Genomic DNA, 20,472 nt, shown 5'->3' on the forward strand with positions numbered 1-20,472 from the left:
CTCGGAATTACACGAAAAAAATATGACAAGGGATGATACCCTTGTCATATAAAAAATATTATAAAAGTTCAATCTCACCTGAGCATACGTTAGAGATCTCTCCCAAGCTGTTTTTAAGCAGCAGACCACCTATTTCATCCAAACCTACTACCACACCTTCAGAACGCCCCTGAGGGCTATTCAGTGCGATCTGGCGACCCAAAGTCACTGACATAGACTCCCAGAGCTCTTTGATAGGTTTAAAACCTTGCTTCATGTACAAATTGTAATGCATCTCCAGCTCGTCCAAAACCGCTTTTACCAGCTCAGAACGGTCAACTGGAGCACCACCCCGCTCAATCCGAAGTGAAGTCGCGACCTCCTGCAGATGATCAGGATAATCTTCCTCTGTCATGTTCGCGGAAATGCCAATTCCAGCAATGCAATAATGAAGCTCCCCTTCTCTTAGAGAAGATTCCAGTAAAATCCCACAAATCTTACGACCGCCTGCGAGCAGATCATTCGGCCATTTGATGCCGGCATCTACACCTGTTACCCGTCGAATTGCCTTACAGACGGCAACCCCAGCCAGCAATGTCAGCTGCGGAGTCTCCGACAAGGGTAATTGGGGCCGTAACACAATACTCATCCAAATGCCCTTGCCACGGGGAGAAAACCACTTTCTTCCCATTCGGCCTCGGGCGCCCGTCTGTTCTTCCGCGATGACAGTTGTCCCTTCCGGCGCGCCGTTTTCCGCTAAAAACTTAGCTTCTTCTTGAGTGGACACCACAGATTCCAGCAACTGAATGACGCCTACCCAATTCGAAGCGGAGGTCTCTCGCTTCAGCTCAGTTAGCGACAGCGCTTTATCATCGCTCATGTCTATCCATCCTTTTTGCTTCAAGCAGTAATAATTGTTTATCGTTAGGTAAATCACCTGAAGCGACCGCTTGCAGGAGTCCATTTAACATTTTGCCTAGCCATGGTCCCGGACGTTTGTCCAAAGCCTCCACCAGCTCATTGCCTGTAATCTCAAGCTCTGAAAGGCTGGTTAGCGGCATTTGCGCGATCCATTCTCTTGCCGCTTGTACATTTACAGCGGCAGGTGTTGTTGAGGCCTCTGTCGATTCCACGACGGAAAAGGCAGAAGAGGCCGCAGTAGGAAGTACAGGTGCGGCTGCTGGCAGGATCGCCAGCAGCGAGAGCCACCCTTCGGCGGCTTCCACGCCGAAGACCAGCACGGCGGCGATCCATTGCCGCCGCAGACCTTCCATGCTGCCCGTACCCGGCGGCATGGCCTCTATCGCAGCGGTCCAAACTTCGCGGACCCGCAGCACCTGGACGACGCCGCTCCGCGTCGTCCCCGAGAACGTCCATGCCCGCAGCAGCACATCGGCCTCTTGGGCCGACTGCTTCAGGGCATGGAGGAGAAGCGCCCACCGCAGGCGGGCGCTCTCCAGTTCCCCGATCCCGGCCGTTAAGGCGGCAGCAGCCGCCATATCGGTTCCGGTCCAGGGGAACGGGGCTTTGCCGCGCGCCAGCAGCTCGCAGCGCGCTAGCATGCCGAGGCCGCGCAGAAGATGCGGCCCCTCGACGATGCGGTCCAGCTCCGCGCGGACACGCTCCACAGCAATATGCGCCAGCTTATCCCGCTGGCGCATCAGGCCCCTCCAAGTGTTCTTCGCGATGGAGAAATCCAGCACCGATGCAAAACGAATGCAGCGAAGCATACGAAGCGCATCTTCGTCAAACCGCTCCTCCGCATCGCCTACACAGCGAATCACCTGCAGCTGTAGATCCTTCTCACCCTCAAAAGGATCAATAAGTTCCCCATTTAATCCACAGCAAATCGCGTTGATCGTGAAATCACGACGACGAAGATCCTCCTTCACATCGTTGACGAAAAAAACATGCTCAGGACGACGGTGGTCTACATAACCACTCTCTGTCCGGTATGTCGTCACTTCAAACCCACAACCATCCTGTATCACGGTGACCGTACCATGAGCTAATCCTGTTGGCACACTGCGCGCAAAGATAGCTATCACTTCCTCCGGCAGTGCTGAGGTTGTAATATCCATATCATGCACTGGCCTACCCAATAGCTCATCGCGAATACATCCTCCAACCCAATAAGCCTCGTGACCATTTTGGGTTAACTCGGCAATTACAATCTCCGCTGCAATTGCCATCGCAGAAGGTGCCATTGTCCATTCCATATATGACTCCTTACCCCCGAACTGGGTCCAGTCCAAGTACCTTGCGCCCCAGCACCCGGTAATAAATATCTTCATATTGTTTCGTTATCGAATCCTTACAGAAATCTTTGCAGGCTGTTTGTAGACAAGCTTCTCTGAACTGTAGCACCATACGTTCATCCGACAGGAGCTTAACTGCATATTTAGCCATAGCCGTTGTATCGCCAATCGGGGCAAGGAATCCAGTCTTTCCATGCTCTATAAGCTCAGGGATGCCTCCGGTTTGCGAGCCAATCGTCGGTACGCCACAAGCCATTGCTTCCAGAGCAACCAGACCAAAGCTTTCCTTCTCGGAAGGTAGCAGAAGCAGATCAGCTAAAGAGATCACCTGAGCGATTTCATCCTGCCTTCCCAGAAAACGAACTTTATCTTCCAGACCCATTTCGCTAATTTTGGCTTGAATTTTGGGAAGATCCGGACCTTCACCTACAAGCAGCAGGCGTGAAGGCAGTTCACGATTCACTTTGGCAAAAACGTCAACAACATCACTGACTCTTTTTACAGGACGGAAGTTACTGATATGCATCAGAATCTTCTCATCAGGCGCTGCGAAATCTCCCCGCAGATCCGTTACATCACGCGGATAATAGACCCGGTGATCCACAAAGTTATAAGTAAGATCAATGTCGCGGGTAATATCGAGTACGTCCCGTGTTTCTCTAATAAGATCCTGAGAGACCGCTGTAACGGCATCACTTTCATTAATCCCCAGACGAATCAAATCTTTAAGCGATTCATCCTGACCAAGCACCGTTATATCCGTACCATGTAAAGTGGTTACAACCTTCATATCGTTCCCTAGCATTTGCTTTGCAAGGAAAGCACACACTGCGTGAGGCACTGCATAGTGAACATGGAGAAGATCCAGATTTTGCATTTTGGCAACCTGAGCCATCTTCGTAGCAAGCGCTAGATCGTACGGGGGATAGCGGAATACATAATAATCGTTTACTTCTACCTCATGGTAAAAAATATTTTTCTGAAACGTTCCCAACCGGAACGGGATACTATGTGTAATAAAATGAACTTCATGACCCTTCTCGGCCAAGAGTTTACCTAATTCAGTCGCAACTACGCCTGAACCGCCAAGAGACGGATAACAGGTAATTCCTATTTTTAGCATACGATCCATCTTCCTGTCTCCTTCTTCTCCAGTATTGATTCGTGTAATGAATCATCTATTGTTTGTCGGCCGCTTTCAAAAAAGCGAACACCGTTTCTTTCAAAATCACACAGGACTTCATTTCTCTAAGCTGTTCAATAAAAGCTCTCAGGAGCGCAATGGCGTATTAATTCCAAGCGCTCCTGGATCAATCTTAATCAGCTTATTATATTATCATACAAACTTCGTTATATCCGTTCCTTAAGTAAACAATTCCACCGTATGAGGTACCTTGGTTGCAAACCCTTCTGCATAAGGAATCAGTCTGCGCTGGCCAAGCAGCATATCTCTCGAACGGACTCGTTCAATGTAGCCTTCCGTTAACGGTGTGGATACAGTATCCGCACCCGGAGGTTTGGTGAACTGGGAGCGATAGCAGGACAATGCCTGCTCCTTCAAGCCATATTGTTCAGTAACATCAACAATAAGATCGGTACGTCCTAAATCATTGATAAAATAGAAGTACAGCTGAGGAGCAGGAATTGCCGGCTTGTCCGGCATATATTTACGTAGCTTGGCATTAAAAACAGCCTCTTCCACCAGCTTGCTACAGGCGATATGATCGGGATGACGATCCTCCCAATAAGGAGCAAAAACTATCGTAGGAGAAAAGCGGCGAATTTCAGCAGTCACAGCCGCCACATGCTCTGCTGTAATAAAAAGCCCTCTATCTGGCAGACCCAGGTTTGTCCGCACGGATGCTCCGAGAAGGTCTGCAGCTTGCTGCGCTTCTTGCTTGCGAAGTTCTACTGTACCGTTCGATGACATTTCCGCGGCTGTTAAATCGCAAAGTCCCACCTTAAGTCCCGCAGCGGTATGTTTTGCAATGGTTCCCGCCATACCAATCTCCGCATCATCTGCATGCGCACCAAATACAAGAATGTCCAGCTTCATTCATCAACACCCGGTTTGTATTTGTGAACCAGTGCACGCCAAGCAAAATCACCACGATCAATCGCCTTCACAAGAACTTCCGCTGTGGCAATATTCGTAGCTACCGGTATCCCGTATACGTCACACAGACGAAGTAGAGCTGAAATATCAGGTTCGTGTGGCTGCGCCATTAAAGGATCACGCATGAAAATAATAAGATCCAGTTCATCCTGTGCTACCATTGCACCGATTTGCTGATCTCCACCTAATGGACCAGACATGTAACGATGAATTTTTAAGTTAGTTACATCCATAATCCGTTGGCCAGTAGTCCCTGTAGAAAAAAGTTCATGACCTTCAAATACATGTTCATAAGCTAATACAAAATTTACAATTTCATCTTTTTTACGATCGTGGGCAATAAATGCGATCTTTAACATGGTGTTCTCTCCTGTCTATTCTATAAAGTGCTCGAATCCATAGATCAAGCCTGTATATCCCATTACCTTTTCAATACCCATCTTAACGCCTGGCATATATCCTGCACGCTCATAAGAATCATGGCGAATCTTTAAGGATTGTCCGAATCCACCAAAAATCACTTCTTCTTGAGCAAACACACCAGGAAGACGGACACTATGTATCCGGAATCCGTTATAGTAACCACCACGGGCACCTTCAATGGTTTCTTCCTCTTTAGGATTACCTTGACGAAGTTCCTCACGAACTTCCGAAATCATTTCTGCAGTTTTGACCGCAGTTCCGGATGGAGCATCCAGTTTCTGGTCACCATGATACTCTATAATTTCCAGATGCGGGAAGTACTTTGAAGCTTGTGCCGCAAATTTCATCAATAGAATAGCTCCAATGGAGAAATTCGGAGCAATAAGTCCGCCGATCCCCTGTTCTTGACACTGCTTGTCCAGTTCCACCATCTGCTCCGGTGTGAATCCGGTTGTACCGATAACCGGACGCACTCCATACTTAATAGCTAGCGCTGTATTCGTATACGCTGACTGCGGTGTAGTGAAATCGACAAGGACATCTCCGTTGCTTCCCGCGAGGGCGGCCTCAAGATCAGAAGTTACAATAACGCCTGAGTCTTCCAGACCTACCAGACGCCCTGCATCAATATCGCCTGAAGAACGATCTACTGCTGCTGCTAACTCCAGCTCTTCGTCCTGCAACACAAGTTTAACAACCTCTTTACCCATTCTTCCGCCTGCGCCGGATACAACGACCCTGATCTTGTTATTCATATTTTTTCCATCCTCGCTCTCACTAGTTATATAGTTATTGCATATACGATTGTATGGATTTCTGAAGGTCTCTCATCAATTCCCGCAAGCCAGAATCATCCGGATGTAACGAAATCACTTCTTTTAAGGCAGTCATAGCCTGTAAATGTTCATTCACTCGGCTATGCGCGATAGCAAGCCATACATAAGCATCCCCATATAATGGATCAAGGGTAATAGCCTCTTTGAGCAGTGTAATCGGATGATAAGGGTTGCGAGTTTTGTTATCTTCATCTTCTATCAACCGTTTGGCTTCTTGTACATGCATCATAGCCTGCAAATGCTGCAGATGCAGACTATACTCAGGTTTGCTGGTGTCCAGCTTTACAGCAGCCTGAGCATGAACTAAAGCTTTATCTAGCATACCACTGCGGGCATACGTTATGGAACAACGATATCTAACCTCGGCATCAGCAGGGCTTGCTGCAATTGCAGACTCGAAGCAAACAATAGCTTCGGCAAAGTCACTGCGCAATATCGAGCGGTAGGCCTCTCTTACATAATCCTTATGATCCATATACACACCATCCTCACGGCTAAATCCCGTTGGTTTGGTACAGCATATGTTATAGAGGCCTAATCGGTGTCTTTCGGTGTCCAACGTCCCGCATCACGGGTATTAAATTTATGCATTACCTTATTATGCGCTTCCGTCAGGTCTATCCCGAGAGAATTCGCAAAACAAACGGTAATAAACAGAATATCTCCCAGTTCAAGTTCAATGGAATTCTCAGCTTCATCAGACTTTTTAGGCTTCTCGCCGAACTCGTGATTGACTTCTCTAGCCAGTTCTCCGACTTCCTCGGACATGCGGGCCAGCATAGAGAGTGGACTGAAGTACCCTTCCTTAAACTGCGATATATAAGCGTCTACTTCACGCTGTATGTCACCAAGACTTTTGTCCATAAAATGTAACTTCTCCCCCTCTGTATATCTTGCCTTCTGTTTGCCCCTATGTTATCGTAAAGACGTTTTGAAGACAATCTTTTTTGAATATTTTAACACACGCAAGAAAAGGTATACTTATTATAGAAAAAGAAAAACTGCCTACAAAAGGCCTAACGAGGGATTTCATGAATTCAAAAAAGGTAATTACAATCAGCAAGACAGTCGCTCCCATCTTGCTCGGAGCCGCAGTATATGCCTTCGGGCTACTGTATTTCATCATTCCTAATCAGTTGATGGAAGGCGGCGTAACCGGGATCACACTTCTCCTTAATTATGCCTTTAGTATTCCCATCTTTTTATCCACACTGCTGATCAACCTTCCTTTGTTTCTGCTGGGCTGGAAAGTCCTAGGCGGGCGGCAAATTGTGTATACAGGTGTAGGGATCGGGGCGTTGACCTTTTTCCTGTGGGTTTTCGAACGAATGATTACTGCGGGATGGATTATCCCCTTCAGTACCGAACACGACTTTATTCTTGCGGCACTGTACGCAGGAGTAACGCTTGGAACGGGGCTTGGGCTTGTATTCCGGTTTGGGGGTACAACAGGTGGTGTTGATATTGTCGCAAGAATTCTGGGACGGAATTTTGGCTGGAGCATGGGGCAGATTATTTTGGCCATCGACATTATTATTATTGGCTCTTCCATCCTCTACATTCCTAAAGAAAAAATACTTTACACACTCGTCGCAGTTTTTATCTCATCACGAGTGATAGATTTTATCCAAGAAGGCGCCTATGCTGCCAAGGCATTTACAATTATCAGTGATGAAGCACCACAAATTGCCGATCTGATTACAGCCGAAATGGACCGTGGTGTAACCCTCATCCCTGCCATTGGTGCTTATTCCAAGCAAGCCAAATATATGGTGTACTGTGTGGTCTCAAGGCAAGAAATCCGCCGGCTAAGTCTGCTGGTCAAATCCGTTGATCCACGCGCCTTCGTAATTATTAGCGATGTACACGACGTACATGGAGAAGGCTTTCGAGAAACCTAAATAAAAAGGAGTGTAGGCCATTTCAAGCCCACACTCCTTTTTACTGTTTATAATTTCACCCTACGGAATCGGCTTCCAATTCTGATTCTGACCACGGTACTTGCGATAGGCTACATAGGCTAACGCAGCTATAATGAAACTTGCGGCTAACCCTCCCCAAATCCCAAATTCTTGCGATGCCAGCGGCAAGGACAAAGCAGGTTCATCCTTCTCTTTTCCGAACATTACTCTTACCGCATCCTGACCATAAGATACAATTTCAAGCAGGCGGGCACGTTCAACCTTTTGTGAGGACGAAGGAATGCCGGCCGCATATGAGAGCCAGGAATCAAAAGCATTCACAACTTCAGGCTGGCGGGAGACAATCACTGCCGGCCGGATGTTATCATACCTGCCCTGCAGTCTTTCCAGAGCTGTTTTCCAGCCCGCCAAATCATTTGCAACCGCACTTTGCTCCATCGCATTTAAATCCTCGCGAATCAGCTTGTAGTACTGAAGCCAAATAGGCTGGCGCGGATGATTAAGACTGTTGGCAGCTAGACGTAGCTTGGCGGCTGCCGCCTCCCATTGCTGTGGATTTATTTTCGCGCCTGCCACGGTAGCCTTCAGGTCCATAATGACCCCTGACAATGCATTAATCCCCTCCACAGAGGTCATTCCTTCAAAGGATGAGGACACAAAGATCTTGGAGATCGCTTCGGTCTCCTGTCGGACCTTCATTACATCCCCTTCCAAAACATACCCATACAATGCCTCAGCAGCTTGTTCCAGCTGCTGCGCTCCGGTCTTTCCGCTCATTACTGCCAAACCGTTGCCCGAACTAACGTCGGCGCTTTGCTTCGAAGCTTTGCCAGACCCTTCACCAGCATCCCCTAGCGCTGCTGAAGCCTTTACAACATCCATACTGGACAGCAGCCAGCAGAATACTAGAACAACCACTACATAATATCTCCCGCGGAGCATGAGACATCCCCCTCCTACTTAAGAAGAAACGACGTTGTCGTCTTTTAAAGACGATATTCGTTTCTCGTAAAATTATAAGGATAAAGCATAGTATAAAACTTATACTTCTTATAATTCTAAATGTATGGCAGGGGGACAAGGGATAGAACTGCTTACTAACGTCTATTCTTGAACTGATAGATTGACTCTACCGGTCTTTGTCTTCTACTAAACAACCAAGCAGCTGCAACACTAAGCAGCGTAAGCGCCATTGTAAAGTACTGTACCTGTATAACATAATCGTTCAAAACAGAAGGTAACCACGGATAGATTCCGTAAGAATAATCCAGCATATCGTTGGCGAGTGTCCAAAGCAGGGCTAATGGAATCATTTTGCGGAAAGAAAAAAACCTCGCATAAATCAATGCTTCAACTGCCATCCCCGTATGGGAGATTACCAGCATCCAATCTTTCCAAACCAAAACATCACCGTGATAACCCCCGGCAAAAATAATACTCACTGCCCATATCCCGTACTTCACTGACGTAACGACCGCCAAAGCCTCAATAAGTTCCCTTACATTGTTTCCTGTGTAGCTTTTTGGAGGGAAGAGCATCAGCAACAGAGCCAAGGTAAAAAACAAACTTGCGGTTGGGCTATCCGGAACAAATGGAAGCAGCCAGTGTGGATAATTAGCCGCAGTGAACTCCAGTTGATTGCCATACCATATGTAACCATAAATTGTACCCAGGAAATTTACGATAAATAACAACCAGATAATTCCCCGGTTCTTAAACAGTTTGTTAAACCAATGAACTGGCATACAGATTATTAACCTCCCCAAGTAATGGCACTTCGCATTTAGACATACAAAAACCTGACCGCATGCACGATCAGGTTGCGTTATCATTATTTTACTGTTCGCTTTTTTGTTTGGCAAGCCAGCCGGCCAAGGTATCAATATCCGCTTCTGATAGACCTGCTCCCAAAGCGGTATCGTACATTTTTGGCATCTGCCCTTGACCCTCTTTTATAATAGTAAGGATTGCTTCTTTGTCATGGGTGTCTCCAACTCCACGAAGTGAAGGACCGCCCGCCCCTTTCAAATCTGCTGCGTGACAGGAGATACAAGTGGCTTGCTTGAAGAGCCCCATAGCAGGATCATCCTTGTCCACAATCGCTACTTCTTTTGGCTTAACGGCACTGGAGGTCGGCAGACCCTTAGCCCTGTTCTCCGCCGCCTTTTCTTCCCGTTGAACATCTTCAGGAATCTGACCCGTTTCAGCCATTTCATGTTTGTATTCAGTCCAGGCAGTATTGGTCAAATAAACAATTGCTGCAAGCGACAAGAACATTAAAGATGAAGCAATCGGTCTACGGTAAAAGCGACGCTCTCTACCCGTATCCAGAAAGGGAGCCAACAGAAGTGAACCAAAAGCCACACCAGTAACTCCTAGTGTACCCAGAACGATATAATCACCTGAAGCATATGGGAGCTTCAAATACTGATAGAGGAACAAGAAATACCAGTCAGGAATCGGGATAACCGTAGCACTAGCATTTGCTGGAAACCCTAGCGGAGCTGGCTCTGAAATAGTAAGGACTAATATTCCTACAAGTACAACGACTCCGACCATCCATTCCTTCAGTAGAAAGTTAGGGATAAAGGCTTCCGATTTGCCGGGGTAAGCCGTGTAGTCCGGAGGTGTGATAAATCCGTTCCCTCTGCGAACTCTGGAATCACCGACATATACAACCTTTTCCTTAGAATTGTTTCCATGCGCCATCCGTATTCCTCCTCTCTCAGATTAACTTACAACGGTCCGGAAATCCCTTGTCTGCGGATCATAATAAAGTGTCCTACGAGCAGACTAAGAAGCACCGCTGGGAGGAAGAATACATGTAGTGCGAAAAAACGAGTTAAGGTTTCGGCACCAACAATCGTTCCACCTTGCATCAGTTCCTTCAGCACCGGCCCCATCACTGGAACAGAATTGGCTATTTCAAGAGTTACCTTTGTTGCGAAATAAGCTTTATTATCCCAAGGCAACAAGTAACCTGTTAAACCAAGTCCCAACATTACGAAGAAAATCAGCATTCCAACTACCCAGTTCATCTCGCGCGGCGCTTTGTAAGAGCCTGTAAAGAAGACACGCATTGTATGAAGGAACATCATAACAATTACTAGACTTGCGCCCCAGTGATGCATCCCGCGGACAATCTGTCCAAATGCAACACTTGTCTGCAAATACTCAACACTAGCATAAGCATTAATAATGTCCGGAACATAATACATCGTTAAGAACATACCTGATAAAATCTGAATGACTGTAATAAAAAAGGTCAGTCCGCCAAAGCAATACACGAACGCAGAGAAATGATGGGCCGGATTAACATGCTCAGGAACCTCGTGATCGGCCACGTCTCTCCAAATCGGCGTAACATCCAGACGTTCGTCAATCCAGTTATAGACATTTTTAAACATCAGAACTACGCCTCCTCACGAGCTACTGTATTTGGCACAATGTCTCCCAAAAGCACCCACCCGTTATCGAATTTCGTTTTATACTGGTCAAGCGGCTTAGGAGCAACTTCGAGATTTTTGCCAAGCTTTGTATAACGTGCACCATGGCATGGGCAGTGATATTCGTCCGGATGAGCTTTATCGTTGTTCCACCCGACCGTACATCCCAAATGTTTACAGATCGGTGAAAGCGCATAAATATCACCCTTCGCGTCTTTCCGGATCCACGCAGTGAGTGTCGCTGTACTGTCGTACCATCCGTCCTTCTGTTTCAATTCAAAAGTAAATTCCTGGGGCTCTTCGGTGATTTTGCTTATCTCAGCAACCTTGATAAAATCTCCAGCACCCTTCTTATGTAATATCGGATCCACGACAAAACGGACCATGGGGAGAATTGTACCCGCCCCCATAAAAGCAGTGGCGCCACCAAGCGTGTAGGTCAAAAATTGCCTGCGCGACATCTCTTTACGGCTGGGTGGTTGTTCAGGCCATGTCTCCTGTTGTTCATTATGGCTGCTCATACTGTTATATAACCCCCTTCTCAAGATATAAGAAAGTATCTGTGGTGTCCGATCAGAGATGTCTCAATATAAATAATCCGTTTTCAAATCTTTTCAATGAAATACATCACATACCATTTGGATTCAACCTAATAATAGCTTAGGCTCCAAAACCCGTCAAGAATATTGTCTAATTTGTGACAGGCTAAAAAGCGATTTCAACCTATAATTGTTGATTTTCTGTCACATTTATAAGGAGTTCATCTCCGCCACATGTCTTGAATTTTCATCCTAATTTCACTGTCATTCTTCCCTTCATGAGAAGCCTCAATGATAGGCAGAGAGAGAACTAAATCGCTTTCATAGATTTGGCCTTCTTGGAGAGGTACATCCGCTGTCAACACCACTACATGCTGGAAACCACTGGATTTGACTTTTTGGCAAATCTCATTAATTAAATTCACATAGCCCTCTCCAGCGTACTGAATGGCTGGGTAAGTCACGATCCGCCCCTTGAACGGTATTTCCACCATATCCATGAAATTACGTAATCTTTCGAGTGCCTGAACGGTCTCAGGAGGACTCTCCAGTCCACTTAATCCTGTAAAAGGTATGAGACATGTATCATAGAATTTTTGATTTTCTTCCCAAGTGCCCACTTCAAAATCGCTGAATTTCATTCCCATTCATCTCCCTATGTATAATTGTTAATTTTTCCGTTCTTTCGCAAAGCTTCCTGAAGTTATAGAACCCATTATATTGAAGGAGGAGGAGGAACGTCCAGATTTAGATTTTATATTTTCGTCCGATTAAGCAAATTGAGTAGATTATAAGCAAAAAAAGAAATGCGCTAAGCGCATTTCTTTATGCCAAACTTTTAAGTTCCTCAGTAAGATTTCGGAAAGCCATCTCATCTCCGGTAGCCAGCGCCGTGTCAATCTCACGGTGCAAGATGTCGGAGCGACGCTTTCGCAGCGCTTCATCCCACACCATTTCTGCCGCAAGTCCTAGCATCACTTCATACGTAGCCTTCATTTTGTCCATTCGATACACCTCCGCTGTTTAAGAGATCCTTTTTTTCTTGTTATTTGATATTCATCAAGATGATTATGTTTTCGGTTTCAAGAGAATCGGCACCTACTAAAGCATATTCATCAATCCTGTCTTCGTTCTACATATTCGCCCATTCCGCTAAACACTTCCTCTATTGTACCCATCTGCAACAATAACGGATTCCTACTTCTGCATATGTAATCCCCATAAGCATTTGCACGCGCACCTACCGAAGATACTTAGGCACGGCTGTCTCTATCCCCCATGGTGTCATCATAACAGCGAGTCCACCAGAAGTCTCGCCCAGTTTAAGCATGCCTAGGTGCACCATCATCCGTATTATACGTTGCTCTAGAATAGAAGCAGCACTGTCATAATAAAACGGTTTAATTAGCCACCCCACACCATCTACTAAAGAAGGTACTGTCACCCAATTACCGGCGCTGATGCTTATCCAATACACAAGTGAAGGTAGATTTGGCACAGCCCCTTTATATAGTCTTAACCAAAAAGAGAATATCTGCATCAACGAATCACATTTTCCATCGTTTAACACAGCCTCACCGGTCGCAGTAAGCCTTAGCCGGAAGCCTTCCTCAGAGATCCAGCGGCGGTGACGAATATAGTCATACAAAAGCGCAAATCTTGGAGGATAATGCTCACAAGCTCTCCCATAACCAAACCTCCAACCGCCTTTGCTAAGAAGCTCCTCCGGAATATGAAGCGCGTTCATCACACCTTGCTGATAACGCCTATACATTGCCCCTTCCTGATTCAGTTCTGGCTCATTGTCCTTAATATATCTCAGCAGCATTACCAGATCACTGATCATTAATTCTCCTTCACTGCGATACATCACAGGTTCAGGGCTAGTTGCGATGCTCTCTTTGATATGCGCACTCATCGTCTCCCGAAAACGCTCTTTTAAATCTTTGGGTACCTGGTACAAATATCTGGTCTGCTGTGAGGAACCACTAAAGAGCCAGCCTCCACTCTTGAAGCGAGAGACCATCTCCCGGAAACCTCCAGTTTTTCCTTCAGGTGCATCAAAAGACGCTTGCCTTGCCACAGCCAACAAATCCTCAAGACTAAAGTAGGTGCGTTCATCAAAAAGCAATGTATTCAAAAACCTTAAATCCTCCGGAGCGCATTCCCGGATATGAGACTCCATAAAACTTCTGCTTCCAAGCATAATCAAAATACTTTGGATCAAGTCGTGTTTGGAATTCTGTTTGCATTCACACCGGTAGCGGCCCGCTATGGCGGTCAGCTGTCCAATATCTGCATAAGTAAGCATATCCGCCAGATTCATGTTTTATCGCCTCACCGTTTTACTACCATTATGGGGAATACTGCCTATTTTATTCCCTTTATTGCAAAAAAAATAACCCGAAGCCCGGGTTAATGCTGATTTTGCAGGATATGGCGAGTACAATTATATAAAATAGGGTTCCATTCCCGCTCTTTCTTCTCCAGAATCGTCAAGGATAGATTGCCAATTCGTTCAGAATACTTATCCTTGTAAAGAGCAGTATACAGCTGAGCAAGAAATCCTCCATGCGATATGACGAGTATATTCCGATTGGGATGCAGTGCAGAAATATCTTCCATAAAAGCAAGAGCCCGAGCCTGAAGCTGTTCGTCGGTTTCTTGACCGAGGGAGAGCTGGCTCCATTCCTTCCCCCACTTCTCTTCACGTTCTGCGGCAGTAAGCCCTTCTACCTGCCCATAAGCACGTTCCCGGATACGCTGATCAGGTTCTAATAGCGGAATCCCTAACTTGTCAGCAATAATCTTACCGGTCTCAGCAGCGCGGGAAAGATTACTAGTAACGCAGTAGTCCCAGCTGTACGGTTCCTGTAATAAGCGGTCAGCAAGCATTGCAGCTTGCATCCGTCCTTCATCATTAAGTGGAATATCACTTTGTCCCTGTATTTTCCCTATCGCGTTCCAGTCCGTCAATCCATGGCGTATCAAGCCGATTAGCATGTTGCCTCCCCCTTTTCAGCAAAGTATTTGTCTCTTAATGTAACATGGATGAAATAAAAAGTCTTCTTTTTATGAGTTTTACAATGCAAAAAGCCCCTCATTACATTAAGTAAAGGGACTCATTCAATATTCTGAATATTATAAACAACGGAAGCAAAGACATACGTCTAATAACCCTCTATGATCGGCGATAACGATTCAGCCTAGTTAATGAAAATACTGCAAAGCCTACACCTAACATTGATAACATCATCCAGTATTGAGGATGAGTGGGTCCCATACTTACTACAAGGGGTTCAATGATCCCACCTTCAGAGCCCAAAATTGGATACGTTGATTGCCATTCCATCGAGGATCCAGCGACACCTGTCTCCACAATTCCACTCTGAGCAACAACTGCATCACCTGGAGTTCTGAACATCGTAAAATAAAGAACGCTGGACAGAAATATTGCCAAGAAGCATGCGATCCATAAGCTAAGCCGATGGCGAACAATAGCAGAGGTTCCAGCAGATTTCCCGTCACCGGGCATCAACCATGGACTCTCTAAATAAATCCGCTCCATGACTTTAACATTTATGGCTTCAGCACGCTCTTCACTGATCTCTTCCCTCAAATCTTGCATAAGCAGGCTGCTCTCTTGCCATAGAGCCCATTCTGCAGCGCAGTAAGGACAAGTTTCAATATGTCTTTCAAGTAAAATCCGCCTAGGATGTGTGGGGGGAGCGTCCCACAAGAGCGGAATACATTCTTGCGCTTCCCTGCAATTCATTCGCCTTACACCCTCTCAACCTGCTCTTCAACTTCAGGCTCATTGAAATAGGATTCGAGTTGAAGCTTCACACTACTCCTGGCACGAAACAATAATGATTTCACTGAGCTTACACTCTGATCTAAAATTTCTGCGATTTCTTGATAGTCCATTTGATCATATTCACGTAGGATAAGTGCAGAGCGTTGTTTTTCGGGAAGATTATTTATCGCCTCACGGACCAAATTCATCCGTTCATTGCGCAATGCAGCCTGCTCGGGTGCAACTTCAAACGGTGCTACTGGTGTATATCCACTCTCTTCCAGAGATACATTACCGGCACGGTTCTTGCGAAGCTCACTTAGAACAGTGTTGCGGGCGATAGTGTACAGCCATGTTGAGAATGAAGCATCTACCTCTCGAAAGGAATGCAAGCTACGAAATGCCTTGTAGAAGGTCTCCGAACAAAGGTCCTCTGCGATAAGCTCCATATGTGAATTTCTAAGCATATGATATACAAATGCTAGTATTTTACGTTGATAACGACGCATTAATTCTGAATATAATTCCGTGTTTCCTTGTTTGATTTGCTGGATCAACTGGGAATCCGTCATGGTGAGATTGGCCCTCCTCGCCCTTGCACGTCTTTTCCCATCCGGTCCGTACTTATTATACCGGTTTGGGCTTTAAAAGTTGCGGTGTTACTGCAAATTTTTAGTTTTTTTATGAAATACACCTATGTATATTCAACTACCCGATAATTAAGGCATGATGTATATGAAGAAGACAAAAAGAAATAAGGCATACTTCTAATTTTACATAAATATAGAAACGAATCTAGAAACATACCTGCTCTATTGTACCACATATTCTCATAGGATGACATTAATAGACTTTAGATAGGTCGACTCGCCAGCAAGACCCGACATTGGATTTCTGACTTAGAATCCGGCTTTAAAAATAACACATTTATCAATTTTTAAAAACTGTTGACAAAATGTAAACGTATACATATAATAAAAGTACAGTATGGTTTCTCTCCACTCCTATCCAATACTTAACGGTTCCAATTTATTGTGAACTGTAGCCGCTTACTTTGTAAGCGGTCTTTTTTTGTCCTGAAAGCGCTCTACCTTTTTTTAGATGATCTATATTAGATTATTTTTACTATAGCGAGCGAATTAGCTTCCACAAATCCCCACAATCATCTATTACCCCGTCTACGTCCACTTGAAGAGATATCTGCTCATTACGTTTCCCAATGGCTTGCAGCCCTGCGTTACGGCTCGCTTGTACGCCATTCATTGGATGATCACCTACAAATATAGACTCCTCTGCGCTCACCCCATTGTTATCCCTCCTTTTGCAAAAATAAAGGATTAAACCGGGGAAGGTGATAAGCCTACGGGCAGGTTCGTTACATAGACGTCATTTGCATAGCTGCGTGTGTAATCCACCCTCTAATCCTAATCGTATGGAAAAGAGTCAGGATAAACAATATACTAGCTATAAAGTTATTTGTTGAGGTGAATTTGAAATGGATGAAATCGATGAATCAAAACAACTGGTACTACAAATCGGCGGTGCCTTGAAAAAGTACAGAAAAGAAAAAAACATGAGCTTAGATGACTTAGCGGAATTAACGGGCGTAAGTAAACTTACTCTGGGGAATATCGAACGTGGCGAGACAAATCCAACTTTGGCAATAATATGGAAAATTTCAAAAGGCATATCTTTGCCCCTATTAGCTTTGTTCAAATCTGAAGACCCTGTTAGTTTGTATCGAGCAGGCGAAGGTCTTCGGTTTTCTAATGATCAAAAGAATTGGATCATAGAACCCGTCTTTAAAAATGTAAGCAACGATATTGAAATGTGTCGGGCTTACTTACAGCCAAATAGTTCGTATCACCCTGAAGGTCATCATGTGAATACAACTGAAATTGCGACAGTAATGACTGGTTCCATTGAAATACGAGTCGATGGAGAAATGTACACATTGAATCAATATGATACGATCAGTTTTCGTGCAGATCGCCCTCACTCTTATACCAATCATACGAATAGCGAAACAGTGCTCCATATCTCCTTAAAATATGGTTTCTAAAAGTCGAAAATTTCACCTATTACATGCAACTCAGTATTCCATTCTAAATGGAAACTCTGAGTTGTATTTTTTTATCTAATATAAGCATTTCAAGTTATAGAACCATCTCAATAAAGTAAACTTTAAAATACTTATTGTTAAATTTAATATATTATACTATACTTTCATTGTCCGCGCGGATATTAGTACGCATTAATTCTGGGAGGGAAAATGAAGAATGCCGAATAAAAAATTCGTACCATCATCTTTAGGGCTGCTACTACTCGGCATTATTATTATTGCCGCAAATTTACGTGCTCCCTTAACCTCGGTCGGTCCTTTAGTGGGTCTCATTAGGGGTGACGTTCATATTTCCAATACTTTAGCAGGCTTGATCACAACGGTACCTTTACTTACCTTTGCTTTATTATCGCCTCTAGTACCAAAACTAGGACGTAGGTATGGAGTTGAACTTTTAATTTTGTTTGCCCTGATCTTTTTGACTGTTGGAATTGTAATACGTTCTTTATCTGGGGCTGCAAATCTGTATATTGGAACTGCAATTCTTGGATTTGCAATTGCCGTTTGTAATGTATTAATGCCGAGTTTAATCAAACGTGATTTCCCTAATAAAATCGGTGCCATGACTGGTGTATTTGCAATTTCAATGAGTTTATCTGGAGCGATCGCCTCGGGAATCAGTGTACCGCTAGCTGCAAACGCTGGTTTAAAATGGCAGGGTGCATTGGGAATTTGGGGGATCCTAAGCTTTGTATCGATCCTCTGCTGGTTGCCTCAATTAAGGAAGCATACGAAGCAAACAGCCTCGACGAGTCAACAGATGGCCGGCAATGATGTGAAGGTTTGGCGTTCCCCTCTTGCCTGGCAAGTAACCTTGTTTATGGGGATGCAGTCCATGATTTTCTATGTGCTAATCGCATGGTTGCCTGAAATTTTAAAACAGCCAGGCATTGACTCAGGCCAATCAGGATGGTACCTCTCAATAATGCAGTTAGCGCTGCTTCCATTTACCTTTATTGTCCCCGTTATTGCAGGGCGAATGTCAAATCAACGTTCGTTAGTGTTCATTACAACCATTTTACTTTTGACGGGAACGCTCGGACTGCTTTACGGAAGCTCCAATATCATTCTGTTGTGGATCATCATACTCGGAATTGGTGGAGGCTGCGCCTTTAGCTTGTCCATGATGTTTTTCGGTTTACGTACTAAAAATGCGCATCAAGCAGCGGAACTGTCTGGTATGGCGCAATCGATCGGATATCTGCTTGCCGCAATTGGTCCTGCCCTTATCGGATATTTGCATGACACGACAAATAGTTGGAACGTGCCACTTTTCATACTGCTTGGAGCTTCGGTCTTACTCTTTATTGTCGGTCTAGGAGCAGCAAGAAATCGTTTTGTAGGTAGTCGAAATAGTTACGACGAAATAAACTCAAGTACCAGAGAATTTCATGGAAGAAATACTGATCAGAATGAAGAAAGCGAGTTTGGGAACAGTTGCAACAAACCAAACCTAAATTAGAGTCCGCGGGTATAAATCCGGAAGCATTTTGCGGCACTCCTTTCTTTTCTTCGTTGATCCAATAAACATTTAGCTTGTACGAAGTCGCTATCGGACACAGTTGACCTAAATGCAGCATTAATCCGCATTTGGGATGCTAACGGACCGCATAGCAGCTATTGGCACGAAAAACACCCAATATAAGCCTCTTTATGTGAAATAGCGTCTGTGGAGTCCGAAAGACTGCTTCAAAGGCAAAAAACGAGCAAATAACGTCATTAGGGTCCGTAAGTACTAGGTGGTACTTATGGTGGTACTTATGGTGGTACTTATGGTGGTACAGATGCCGATGACGATACTGACGGCATGTTGAAATAAGCATCCAATAACCCAAAAAACAAAAAAAATAGCGATTCTCTATTCACATGAGAATCGCTATTTTACTGTTTTTTATGATTTGAAAATGAACCCGAACGAACCTTAATACTACACGTATACCGTATAATCATGATGCTGCAACAGGATCTTCGCCCGCTCCATATCGTTCTCCTGACGGAAAGAGAGACGCATAATCCCCGGCACATCTTCACGGCTTTCGATAATTTGTACGTTGCTAAGGTTAATTCCTTGATCCCCCAGCTCTGTAGCAATACGACCGATAATCCCCGGATGATCCGGTACATCAATATGTAGGTCAAATAAAGGTGCTATCATACCTTTACGCCGTTCAGGCAACTGACTACGGAAGCCATTGGCTTCATGAAATGCCTCTTCAATCCCTACACCATCTTCACTTTCCAGCAAACGAACAAAAGAAGAAACTTCCTCGTTCCAATCCTTCAACAAACGAAGCATCACTGAACGATTGTTTAACAAGATATCACGCCAAATAATTGGATCACTGGACGCAATCCGTGTAATATCCCGAAAGCCTCCTGCAGCTAACGTACTATACAAGGAGTCAGTATCATCATAAGCTTTAATCTGATTTACCAGCGCAACGGCAATAATATGTGGCAAATGACTAATGGCGCCTACAATCTCATCATGACGTTCTGGATTAAGGCGTACAATCTGCGCTCTAGTAAGGTGGAGTAAGGATTCCAACGCATGATAAGCCTCGTCTGGCACTCCCGGTGGAGGCGTTAATACGTAATAGGCATTCTCAAACAACAGCGATGAAGCTGCCTCAACACCTGAACGCTCTGATCCTGCCATAGGGTGACCGCCGATAAAATGTACTCCAGGAATATCCAAATAGACCGCGCATGCGGCAATACTAGCTTTCGTACTTCCAACATCTGTAATGATGCAGCCGGGCTTGAGCGGCAATTTGCTTAACTGCTGCAAATAATCCTCTAGCATACCCACCGGCACACATAAAAAAATGAAATCGGCATCGATTGCCGCTTCCTCCACAGACAATGTGGCACTATCGACCACACCTCTGCTAATATACTTACTCGCGGATTCAGGACGGTGGGCATGGCCAACGACGGTCAGGCCCTCCTTGCCTTTAAAGCAAAGGGCCAGTGAGCCTCCGATCAGACCGACACCGAATATTGCTATTTTTGTCGTCATGTTCTTTGAACTA

At 45.0% G+C, this 20,472-nt stretch carries 24 protein-coding genes; 3 read left to right on the top strand and 21 right to left on the bottom strand.

All coding sequences use genetic code 11. From position 1 onward, the window contains the following. Nucleotides 1-58 precede the first annotated feature (58 nt). From NST58_RS21975 to NST58_RS22010, 8 genes are all read right to left on the bottom strand, one after another. Nucleotides 59-859: a biotin--[acetyl-CoA-carboxylase] ligase gene (locus NST58_RS21975; protein WP_076127538.1), complete on the bottom strand. Its 801-nt coding sequence runs from the start codon at nucleotides 857-859 to the stop codon at nucleotides 59-61. After that, nucleotides 849-2,198 (bottom strand): CCA tRNA nucleotidyltransferase, encoded by a 1,350-nt coding sequence (locus NST58_RS21980; RefSeq protein ID WP_339244210.1) that lies wholly within the window; start codon nucleotides 2,196-2,198, stop codon nucleotides 849-851. The genes NST58_RS21975 and NST58_RS21980 overlap by 11 nt, the downstream gene beginning before the upstream one ends. 10 nt (nucleotides 2,199-2,208) lie before the next feature. Further along, nucleotides 2,209-3,369, bottom strand: coding sequence for an N-acetyl-alpha-D-glucosaminyl L-malate synthase BshA (gene bshA / locus NST58_RS21985; protein ID WP_339244213.1), 1,161 nt, complete (start codon nucleotides 3,367-3,369; stop codon nucleotides 2,209-2,211). A gap of 231 nt (nucleotides 3,370-3,600) precedes the next feature. Further along, nucleotides 3,601-4,293: a bacillithiol biosynthesis deacetylase BshB1 gene (bshB1, locus tag NST58_RS21990; RefSeq protein ID WP_076127533.1), complete on the bottom strand. Its 693-nt coding sequence runs from the start codon at nucleotides 4,291-4,293 to the stop codon at nucleotides 3,601-3,603. Further along, nucleotides 4,290-4,712, bottom strand: coding sequence for a methylglyoxal synthase (gene mgsA / locus NST58_RS21995; RefSeq protein ID WP_036676275.1), 423 nt, complete (start codon nucleotides 4,710-4,712; stop codon nucleotides 4,290-4,292). Before mgsA ends, bshB1 begins: the two co-directional genes overlap by 4 nt. A 15-nt stretch (nucleotides 4,713-4,727) precedes the next feature. After that, nucleotides 4,728-5,531: a 4-hydroxy-tetrahydrodipicolinate reductase gene (gene dapB / locus NST58_RS22000; protein ID WP_036676273.1), complete on the bottom strand. Its 804-nt coding sequence runs from the start codon at nucleotides 5,529-5,531 to the stop codon at nucleotides 4,728-4,730. Between the two features lie 34 nt (nucleotides 5,532-5,565). Beyond that, nucleotides 5,566-6,087, bottom strand: a complete 522-nt coding sequence (locus NST58_RS22005; protein ID WP_036676272.1) for a tetratricopeptide repeat protein — start codon at nucleotides 6,085-6,087, stop codon at nucleotides 5,566-5,568. A gap of 59 nt (nucleotides 6,088-6,146) precedes the next feature. Further along, entirely contained in the window at nucleotides 6,147-6,476 is a 330-nt protein-coding gene (locus tag NST58_RS22010; RefSeq protein ID WP_036676271.1) for a nucleotide pyrophosphohydrolase, read from the bottom strand. Between the two features lie 167 nt (nucleotides 6,477-6,643). Between NST58_RS22010 and NST58_RS22015 the strand changes: the two genes are divergently transcribed. Beyond that, nucleotides 6,644-7,513, top strand: a complete 870-nt coding sequence (locus NST58_RS22015) for a YitT family protein (RefSeq protein ID WP_076127532.1) — start codon at nucleotides 6,644-6,646, stop codon at nucleotides 7,511-7,513. 60 nt (nucleotides 7,514-7,573) lie between these two features. Here NST58_RS22015 and NST58_RS22020 read toward each other — a convergent pair whose 3' ends face one another. The 12 genes from NST58_RS22020 to NST58_RS22075 form a co-directional block, all read right to left on the bottom strand. After that, nucleotides 7,574-8,476: a sporulation protein YpjB gene (locus NST58_RS22020; protein WP_076141307.1), complete on the bottom strand. Its 903-nt coding sequence runs from the start codon at nucleotides 8,474-8,476 to the stop codon at nucleotides 7,574-7,576. A gap of 155 nt (nucleotides 8,477-8,631) precedes the next feature. Continuing rightward, nucleotides 8,632-9,279, bottom strand: a complete 648-nt coding sequence (locus NST58_RS22025) for a DUF1405 domain-containing protein (protein WP_051490910.1) — start codon at nucleotides 9,277-9,279, stop codon at nucleotides 8,632-8,634. 91 nt (nucleotides 9,280-9,370) lie between these two features. Beyond that, nucleotides 9,371-10,243: a menaquinol-cytochrome c reductase cytochrome b/c subunit gene (locus NST58_RS22030; protein ID WP_076134674.1), complete on the bottom strand. Its 873-nt coding sequence runs from the start codon at nucleotides 10,241-10,243 to the stop codon at nucleotides 9,371-9,373. 26 nt (nucleotides 10,244-10,269) lie between these two features. Beyond that, entirely contained in the window at nucleotides 10,270-10,941 is a 672-nt protein-coding gene (locus NST58_RS22035) for a cytochrome b6 (protein WP_036676266.1), read from the bottom strand. A 5-nt stretch (nucleotides 10,942-10,946) separates the two neighbouring features. Continuing rightward, nucleotides 10,947-11,501 (bottom strand): ubiquinol-cytochrome c reductase iron-sulfur subunit, encoded by a 555-nt coding sequence (locus NST58_RS22040; RefSeq protein WP_076127525.1) that lies wholly within the window; start codon nucleotides 11,499-11,501, stop codon nucleotides 10,947-10,949. A 239-nt stretch (nucleotides 11,502-11,740) separates the two neighbouring features. Then, nucleotides 11,741-12,160, bottom strand: a complete 420-nt coding sequence (locus NST58_RS22045; RefSeq protein WP_076218400.1) for a DUF2487 family protein — start codon at nucleotides 12,158-12,160, stop codon at nucleotides 11,741-11,743. Between the two features lie 184 nt (nucleotides 12,161-12,344). Next, nucleotides 12,345-12,524, bottom strand: coding sequence for an IDEAL domain-containing protein (locus tag NST58_RS22050; RefSeq protein ID WP_036676261.1), 180 nt, complete (start codon nucleotides 12,522-12,524; stop codon nucleotides 12,345-12,347). 235 nt (nucleotides 12,525-12,759) lie between these two features. Then, nucleotides 12,760-13,845: a hypothetical protein gene (locus NST58_RS22055; protein ID WP_076101463.1), complete on the bottom strand. Its 1,086-nt coding sequence runs from the start codon at nucleotides 13,843-13,845 to the stop codon at nucleotides 12,760-12,762. 89 nt (nucleotides 13,846-13,934) lie between these two features. Then, the gene (locus tag NST58_RS22060) at nucleotides 13,935-14,522 is read right to left on the bottom strand and encodes a histidine phosphatase family protein (protein WP_036676257.1); all 588 of its coding nucleotides are present in this window, start codon (nucleotides 14,520-14,522) and stop codon (nucleotides 13,935-13,937) included. 178 nt (nucleotides 14,523-14,700) lie between these two features. Beyond that, nucleotides 14,701-15,147 (bottom strand): hypothetical protein, encoded by a 447-nt coding sequence (locus NST58_RS22065; protein ID WP_051490909.1) that lies wholly within the window; start codon nucleotides 15,145-15,147, stop codon nucleotides 14,701-14,703. Between the two features lie 152 nt (nucleotides 15,148-15,299). Beyond that, nucleotides 15,300-15,887 carry a sigma-70 family RNA polymerase sigma factor gene (locus tag NST58_RS22070; RefSeq protein WP_036676255.1) on the bottom strand — a complete coding sequence of 196 codons (588 nt, stop codon included), beginning with the start codon at nucleotides 15,885-15,887 and terminating at the stop codon, nucleotides 15,300-15,302. Nucleotides 15,888-16,440: 553 nt separating this feature from the next. Continuing rightward, entirely contained in the window at nucleotides 16,441-16,617 is a 177-nt protein-coding gene (locus tag NST58_RS22075) for a hypothetical protein (RefSeq protein ID WP_179087006.1), read from the bottom strand. Nucleotides 16,618-16,810: 193 nt separating this feature from the next. Between NST58_RS22075 and NST58_RS22080 the strand changes: the two genes are divergently transcribed. Both NST58_RS22080 and NST58_RS22085 read left to right on the top strand, forming a co-directional pair. Continuing rightward, nucleotides 16,811-17,377 (top strand): XRE family transcriptional regulator, encoded by a 567-nt coding sequence (locus tag NST58_RS22080; protein ID WP_038572428.1) that lies wholly within the window; start codon nucleotides 16,811-16,813, stop codon nucleotides 17,375-17,377. Between the two features lie 217 nt (nucleotides 17,378-17,594). After that, nucleotides 17,595-18,899, top strand: a complete 1,305-nt coding sequence (locus NST58_RS22085; RefSeq protein ID WP_081398171.1) for an MFS transporter — start codon at nucleotides 17,595-17,597, stop codon at nucleotides 18,897-18,899. 465 nt (nucleotides 18,900-19,364) lie between these two features. Here the strand turns inward: NST58_RS22085 and NST58_RS22090 are convergent, their stop codons facing one another. Next, nucleotides 19,365-20,459, bottom strand: coding sequence for a prephenate dehydrogenase (locus NST58_RS22090; protein ID WP_339244215.1), 1,095 nt, complete (start codon nucleotides 20,457-20,459; stop codon nucleotides 19,365-19,367). Between the last annotated feature and the right edge of the window lie 13 nt (nucleotides 20,460-20,472).

Source organism: Paenibacillus sp. FSL R10-2796 (assembly GCF_037965315.1).
In the GTDB taxonomy this organism is placed as follows: domain Bacteria; phylum Bacillota; class Bacilli; order Paenibacillales; family Paenibacillaceae; genus Paenibacillus_AQ; species Paenibacillus_AQ odorifer.